Source organism: Psychrobacter sp. Ps1 (assembly GCF_022129425.1).
GTDB lineage: Bacteria > Pseudomonadota > Gammaproteobacteria > Pseudomonadales > Moraxellaceae > Psychrobacter.
The window spans coordinates 1-1,102 of sequence record NZ_JADQAN010000055.1 but is presented as its reverse complement, the minus strand read 5'-3'; the positions used below and the strand labels follow the sequence as shown (position 1 = coordinate 1,102).

The following is a 1,102-nucleotide window of genomic DNA, read 5'->3' as shown; positions in this document are numbered from 1 at the left end:
GCCGTCCGAATCACGCTGTTTAGCGACTCAATAGCATTGGTGGTATATATGACTTTTCTGATGTCTTTAGGGTAATTAAAGAACACCGTTAAGCCCTCCCAGTTATTGCGCCAAGACTTAACCACGTGCGGGTATTTCTCGCCCCACACCTCATCAAAGTGCTCAAGATTGGCCTCTGCCATCTCAAGGGTATCAGCGCCGTAAATGGCCTTTAAATCAGCCGCTACGGCCTTTTTATCCGTCCACGGCACAAACTTCATTGAGTAACGCACCATGTGTACGATACACAGCTGAACCTGTGCCTTTGGATAAACGGTATTGATGGCATCAGGGAAGCCCTTTAAACCATCGACACAAGCGATTAAGATGTCTTGTACGCCACGGTTTTGCAGTTCAGTGAGAACCCCTAGCCAGAACTTAGCGCCTTCATTCTCTGAGAGCCACATGCCAAGCAGCTCTTTTTTACCATCAAGTCCCACGCCTAAGGCCAGATAGATCGCCTTGTTGATGATCTGCTTGTCTTGACGTACTTTGACGACGATGCAGTCTAAATAGACGATAGGATAAACACTGCTCAGCGGTCTGTTCTGCCAAGCGGTGATGTCCTCTAATATGTTATCGGTGACTCTTGAGACAAGAGAGCTTGAGATGTCGACATCGTAGAGCTCTTTAATGCTCTCTACAATCTCGGTGGTGGTTTGACCCTTGGCGTAAAGGAATATGATCTTGTCATCAAGGCCACTAATACGGGTTTGATGCTTGCGCACGAGTGTAGGTTCAAAGTCACCATGACGGTCTCTTGGGGTGGAGATCTCAAGATCGCCTGTGTCACTGCGGACGGTCTTTTTAGTATGCCCATTGCGTTTATTTGGCTTATCTGCTTTCTCATGCTTAGGGTAGCCAAGATGGTCTTCCATCTCAGCTTCCAAGGCAGTATCGATAAAAGATTGCATGAGCTGCTTTTGAAAGTCTTTGATGTCATCGAAGCTTTTCATGCTACCAGCCATTTGCTCAGCCAGTTTCTTGATGTCAGTTTGGTTAGTCATTGCTTATTCTCCTGTTAGTGGATTATAAGCAGTTACACAGTTTTTAGGAAACTCCC

The 1,102-nt window shown here is 46.4% G+C and carries 1 protein-coding gene; it reads right to left on the bottom strand.

Annotated features, from left to right (window positions below; translation table 11 throughout):
- The coding region (locus I3249_RS13030) for an IS256 family transposase (RefSeq protein ID WP_238070244.1) at window positions 1–995 on the bottom strand (995 nt) is incomplete at its 3' end.
- Window positions 996–1,102 lie beyond the last annotated feature (107 nt).